This is a genomic window from Mycetocola sp. 2940, assembly GCF_040548835.1.
Classification (GTDB): domain Bacteria; phylum Actinomycetota; class Actinomycetes; order Actinomycetales; family Microbacteriaceae; genus Mycetocola_A.
In genome coordinates this window covers 21179-27321 of sequence record NZ_JBEPSK010000023.1, presented here as the reverse complement: position 1 = coordinate 27321, position 6143 = coordinate 21179, and the positions used below count along the sequence as shown (strand labels likewise).

The 6143-nt window shown below is 69.0% G+C and carries 5 protein-coding genes; 1 reads left to right on the top strand and 4 read right to left on the bottom strand.

Going from position 1 to position 6143, the window contains the following annotated elements:
- Positions 1-218: 218 nt before the first annotated feature.
- The 3 genes from ABIE24_RS17150 to ABIE24_RS17140 form a co-directional block, all read right to left on the bottom strand.
- Positions 219-410, bottom strand: coding sequence for a YbdD/YjiX family protein (locus ABIE24_RS17150; protein ID WP_354502033.1), 192 nt, complete (start codon positions 408-410; stop codon positions 219-221).
- Positions 407-2704 carry a carbon starvation CstA family protein gene (locus ABIE24_RS17145; protein ID WP_354502030.1) on the bottom strand — a complete coding sequence of 766 codons (2298 nt, stop codon included), beginning with the start codon at positions 2702-2704 and terminating at the stop codon, positions 407-409. Before ABIE24_RS17145 ends, ABIE24_RS17150 begins: the two co-directional genes overlap by 4 nt.
- Before the next feature lie 193 nt (positions 2705-2897).
- Positions 2898-4127: a multidrug effflux MFS transporter gene (locus ABIE24_RS17140; RefSeq protein ID WP_354502027.1), complete on the bottom strand. Its 1230-nt coding sequence runs from the start codon at positions 4125-4127 to the stop codon at positions 2898-2900.
- A 279-nt stretch (positions 4128-4406) separates the two neighbouring features.
- On the opposite strand from ABIE24_RS17140, the gene ABIE24_RS17135 reads away from it, so the two are divergent.
- A complete protein-coding gene (locus ABIE24_RS17135) occupies positions 4407-4838 on the top strand; it encodes a DUF6841 family protein (protein WP_354502025.1) in 432 nt (143 codons plus the stop codon).
- A 120-nt stretch (positions 4839-4958) separates the two neighbouring features.
- On the opposite strand, the gene ABIE24_RS17130 is transcribed toward ABIE24_RS17135, so the two are convergent.
- On the bottom strand, positions 4959-6143 hold the full coding sequence (locus ABIE24_RS17130; RefSeq protein ID WP_354502023.1) for an ROK family transcriptional regulator: 1185 nt from the start codon (positions 6141-6143) through the stop codon (positions 4959-4961).

Sequence of the window (6143 nt, the reverse complement as noted above, 5' to 3'; positions counted from 1 at the left end):
CTGGGGGGCCCGGGGGCCCGCCGGGTTTGTTTTTCCCCCCGGGGGGGCCCCCCCCCCCCCCGGGCCCCAAACCCCCCGCCGCCGTTGGGGGGGGGGGGGGGGGGGGGCGGCCCTGGGGGCCCGCCCCACCGCTGTCACCGCCCCGAAATGGCAGTTACGCACCGAAAACTACCGTTGAGGGCCTGTCTTGGGTGCGTGACTGCCAACTCGCGAAGGACTCAGCAGCAGCGACCCTGCGGGTTGCGGTCCTGATCGTCGTCGCGTTCGCGCCAGAACGTGCGCTCGGGCATCGGCGGAGTGCCCGGGTGCGTCTGCGCGTGGTGGGCAAGGTACACCTCGTAGGCGTTGTCGCCCATCACGGCCTTGAGATATCGGCCGGCCTTGACGAGCCCGACAGCTAACGCGTTCATTCGTGCCTCGCCTTCACCCGGCGCCGCTCGACCGGCAGCGCGTCCCACTGCTTCTGGATCCGCTTCTCGGCCTTCGTCGAGAAGAGCCCTGAGCCGCCGAAGATCCGCGACGGGACCGCCGGGTCCTCGGTGTTCACGCCGCCGCCGTTCTGGAACGCGCGGATCGTGCGCCACACAGCGATGCCGATCACGATGATCGTGAGGGTCACGAACAGGATCGACAGCGAACCCTGCACGGTCGTGTTGCGGACGACGGCCTCCATGGCCGCGCGGGTCGGCGCCGTGCCGAAGCTCTCCTCCCCCTCGGCGAGCGCCTGGCGGAACGCCGCATTCTGAGCCCAGTAGCCGACGGCGGGAACGGGCGAGAAGATCTTGTAGAGGGATGCCGTGACCGTCACGATCGTGGCGAACGCCAGAGGCACGGCGACGATCCAGAGGTACCTGAAGTAGCCCTTGTCGGCGACGATGGCCAGGCAGACCGCGAGCGCGATGGCGGCGAGCAACTGGTTGGCGATACCGAACAGGGGGAACAGTGTGTTGATGCCGCCGAGCGGGTCGGTGACGCCCATGATCAGGATCGCCCCCCACGCGGCGACCATGATGGCCGTGCAGATCCAGGCCCCCGCCGTCCAGCTGGCATCCCGGAACTTGGGGATGATGTTGCCGAGGGTGTCCTGGAGCATGAACCGGGCGACACGCGTGCCGGCGTCGACGGCCGTGAGGATGAAGAGCGCCTCGAACATGATGGCGAAGTGGTACCAGAAGCTCATCATGCCGACGCCGCCGATGAACGACTGCATGATGTGCGCGAGCCCGACGGCGAGGGTCGGGGCGCCGCCGGTGCGCGAGACGATGCTCTCCTCGCCGACGTTCTTCGCGGTTTCGGCGAGGAGTTCGGGGGTCAGGTTCACGCCGGTGAGACCGAGTGAGTTGACGAACGCAACGGCTCCTTCGATCGTTCCACCGGTGTTCGCCGCCGAGATGTTCATGGCGAAGTAGAGGCCGCGGTCGATCGATAGGGCAGCCACGAGCGCCATGATGGCCACGAAGCTCTCCATGAGCATTCCGCCGTAGCCGATGAACCGGGTCTGGCGTTCTTTCTCAACGAGCTTCGGCGTGGTTCCGGATGCGATCAGCGCATGGAATCCGCTCAGTGCACCACAGGCGATGGTGACGAACAGGAACGGGAACAGCGATCCGGGAACGACAGGGCCGCCGGCGGGGTTACCGGCGAACTCGCTGAACGCGGGGACCGTGATCTCCGGCCGCACGATGACGATTGCAACGGCGAGCATGACGATCGTGCCGATCTTCATGAACGTGGAGAGGTAGTCGCGGGGCGCGAGGAGCAGCCAGACGGGGAGGATGGCGGCGATGAAGCCGTAGATGATGATGCCCCACGCGATGGTGGTGCGGTCGAGGGTGAAGAGCGCTGCGCCCCAGTCCGTCGCGGCGACGGCGCCGCCGCCGACGATGGCGGCCATCAGCAGCACGAAGCCGATGATCGACACTTCGGTGATCTTCCCTGGGCGGATGAAGCGCAGGTACACGCCCATGAACAGGGCGATCGGGATGGTCATCGCGACGCTGAAGACACCCCACGGGCTCTCACCGAGGGCGTTGACGACGACGAGGGCGAGGATGGCCACGATGATGACCATGATGACGAGCGTGGCGATGATGGCGGCGGTGCCGCCGACCCGGCCGAGCTGGTCGCGCGCCATCTGGCCGAGCGAACGGCCGCCGCGCCTCGTCGAGAAGAACAGCACGAGATAGTCCTGCACGGCGCCCGCGAGGATGACGCCGACGATGATCCAGAGCGTGCCCGGCAGGTAACCCATCTGCGCGGCGAGCACCGGTCCGACGAGCGGCCCGGCCCCCGCGATCGCAGCGAAGTGGTGGCCGAAGGTGACCCGGCGGTCGGTCGGAACGTAGTCCTTGCCATTCGCCTTGTACTCGGACGGGGTGGCGCGCCGGTCGTCCGGCCGCGTGATGACCCGCTCGATGTACTTGGCGTAGAACCGGTAGGCGATGAGGTAGGTGCAGACCGCGGCGAAGACGAACCAGATCGCGTTCACGGTCTCGCCACGCACGATCGCGAGCATCACCCACGCTGCGCCGCCGAGGAGCGCGATCGCCGCCCAGAGGGCGATCTTCGCCGGAGTCCAGTTGCGCTCTTCGGCTTCCCGCTCATCGTCGGGGACCGCCACCGGGGGCAGGGTCGGATCCTGCTCGATCGCGGCTGGGGCCGTGTCGGCCGCATTTCCTTGTGCTCGGTCGGCGTCGTAGCTCATCAGAACCCCTCAGTCGTGGTGCGCCCGGGCCTGGCATCCGCCACTCCGCGAGCCTGTTAGCTCCGATGCTACAACCGTGACCGACCGAACGGGGGTATTCGCTCGCGGGGTCGCCGAGACGGCGGCCTGCGCGGGTCTTTTCGCGCCGCGCCGGTGAAGCGTCGCCCGCGCGGAACGAAACGACCCGCGCGACCTACCCGACGAGCGCCGGCACCCGACTCGGCTGCACAACCAGCCACAGCGCGCACACCGCGACGAGCGACGTCGCCAGCATCACCGCGCCCATCGGCACCGCCGTGTCGATCCCGAGCCAGCCCACGATCGGCGAGATCAGTCCGGCGAGCCCGAAGTTCAGGGCGCCGAGAACGGATGCTGCGGTGCCCGCTTCACGCGCGTGGTTGACGAGGGCGAGCACCTGAACGGCTGGGAACCCGAAGCCTGCCGCCGTGATGAAGATGAACAGCGGAATGAGCACACCGAGGAACCCCGCACCGGACGCGGCCAGCACGACGATGGCGAGCGACGCCAGGGCCTGGATCGCGGTGGTCACGCCGAGGATCCATTGCGGGCCGAAACGCCGCATCAGCCGCGACGAGACCTGCACGCCGAGCACGATGCCGAGCGAGTTGATCGCGAACAGGTAGCCGTACTGTTGCGGGTCGAGGCCGTAGACGTCCTGGAACAGGAACGACGACGCCGACAGGTACGCGAACAGTCCGGAGAAGGTCATACCGCCGATGAGCGCGACGCCGACGAACACCCGGTCGCTGAACACCGAGCGGTAACGGTCACGCACGGTCGAGTGACCGGCGACGTGGCGGCGCTCCGGCGGCAGCGTCTCGACGATGAACAGCGACACGGCCGTGACCACGATCACGCCGTAGATGGCGAGGAACACGAACAGGCCGCGCCAGTCGAGGAACAGCAACAGCTGCGATCCGATCACCGGGGCGAGGATCGGGGCGAGACCGTTCACCAGTGCCAGGCGCGACAGCATCCGGACGAGGGGCCGGCCTCCGAAGAGGTCGCGGACCATGGCCATGGCGACGACACCGCCGGCCGCGGCGCCGGCGCCCTGCAGCACCCGGAAGACGCCGAGCCACACGATGTCGGGCGCGAGGGCGGCGCCGATGCTCGCGGCGATGTGCACGCTCGTGGCGAGGATGAGGGGCAGCCGCCGACCCACCTTGTCGCTCCACGGACCCATGAACAACTGGCCGACCGCGAAGCCGATGGTGGTTCCGGTGAGCGTCAGCTGGATGAGCGTCGCCGAGACATTGAGCTCGTTCTCGAGCACCGGGAACGCCGGCAGGTACAGGTCGATGGTGAACGGCCCGAGGGCCGTCAGCGACCCGAGCACGAGGATGTAGACGAGCCTCTGCCGACGCGAGAGAGCGTCACCGGGGTGCACAACGGTAGTCAAGAAAGTGAGTCCTAGAGATGAGGGAGGGGCTGCGGATGCCACGGGCAGACTGCCGGTGCCCTGAACGTAACCGCTCGGGAAGCCCGTTATTCCCGGGGCGCGACATGAAATCGAATCGATTCGACCTAAGCTTCAGAATATCAGCCGCCGGTCGCCCCCGCGCCGCGCGGGTCGATTCGCGTGGCGCGGGCGCAAAGCCGCCGGCGCCATGCGAAAAGACCCGCGCACAGGTTGGGCTGGGGCTGGCGCACCGTGGCGCCGGCGGCCTAGCATCGGCGCATGATCACACCGCCCGACATCGACGAGTTCCTCCGCAACTATGAAGAGGCAATGGGCGCGTACGACGCCGAACGGCTGGCGGCGCTGTGGGGCATGCCCGGCACGGTGCTGACCGACGACTTCGCCGGTTCACTCGATTCGCGCTCGGCCCTGGTGGACGCGCTCTCGCAGGCTCACCCGTACTACCGCAGCCTCGGACTTGCCCGGGTGACCCACACCCTCCTCGAACAGGCGGACCTCACCGACGTCCTCATCCGCGTCCGGCTGCGCTGGCACTTCTCCGATGCCGACGGCCAGCTCCTCACCGACAGCGACTACGAATACCTGCTGCGACGGGACGCCGACGGCATCCACGCCTATGTCGCCGTGTCGATCGACGAGCAGGAGAAACTCGCCGAGCTCGCGCAGCGGCTCGGCATCCAGCCCGGCTGAGGCGGGATGCCGGGCGGTCGGTGCGCATAACTCCGCCAGACGCTGCCGCCGAGGCGGGCAAAGCCGCGCGCGGGCGCGGTTCCCGCTCCTGGCGCGCGCGGGATCGGCGGAGTTGTGCGCTCAGGCCTCGACGGCCACCGCGACCCTCGCCGGGTCGGCGATGAGCGGCTCGAACGCGAGCTCCGCGGCTCCGATGAGCAGAAGGTCCGGCCCGAGGGTGGCGCGCACGATCCGCACGTCTTCGTACGACGCGGCGAGCGTCTGGCCGGCCACGAGGTTCTCGAGGCCCTCCTCGTCGACCGCCTGGATCGAGCCGAGGAACCCGCCGAGCACCACGAGTTCGGGGTTGAGCACGTTGATCGCGTTCCGCAGGGCGACGCTCAGGATCCGGAGCTGACGCGACACCTCGCGGCGCACCGCCGGGTCGGTCGAGTCGAGCAGCGCCCGCTCGAGCTCCACCGCGTCGGCGGACTTCAGGCCCAGCAGGTCGAGCAGCCGGCCACGGTTGACTTCGTCCTCGAGCGCTCCCCCGGTGGACGGCGAATCGGGCCCGTCCGGTGCCGTGACGAGGTTGTGCCCGAACTCCCCGGCGTACCCGCCCGCGCCGCCCAACGGCATCCCGTTGGCGATGACGCCGCCACCGATCCCGCTGGGACCGCCGTTGAGGTAGATGAGGTCGTGGACGTCGCGACCCGCGCCGAACGTGTGCTCGGCGAGCGCCCCCAGACTCGCGTCGTTCGCCGCTGAGCAGGCGTACCCGGTCGCATCCGCGAGCATGGCCGCCACCGGCGCATCGACCCAGCCCAGGTGCGGCGCCAGCCGGACCAGGCCATCCGGCACGCGCACCAGCCCGGGAACCGCGACGCCGATTCCGGCAACCACGACGGATGCCGGCAGTCCAGCCTGCAGGTCGGCGATCAGCCCGGCGGTCACGCGCACCGTCTCGACCACCCCAAGCGGTTCGTCAAGTTCATGCCGCACCTGCGACACCACCTGCCCGTGCATGCGCACGACGCCGACCGTGATGGCATCCTGTTCCGGGTTCACGGCGAACGCCACGCAGTCGGGATGCGGCCGCACCACCGGCGACGGCCGACCGACGCTCCGCGCACCGTCGGGTTCGGCTTCGACGACGAGGCGCAGCGCGGCCAGCTCGCTGACCAGGGCGGCGACCGTCGATCGGTTCAGCCCGGTCTCGCGGGTGAGCGTCGAGCGGGACACGGCACCCCGATGGTGCACGAGCCCGAGTATGCGCGACAGGTTGTACCGCCGAACGGTGTCAAGGTTCGTGCCGCGATTATTCAC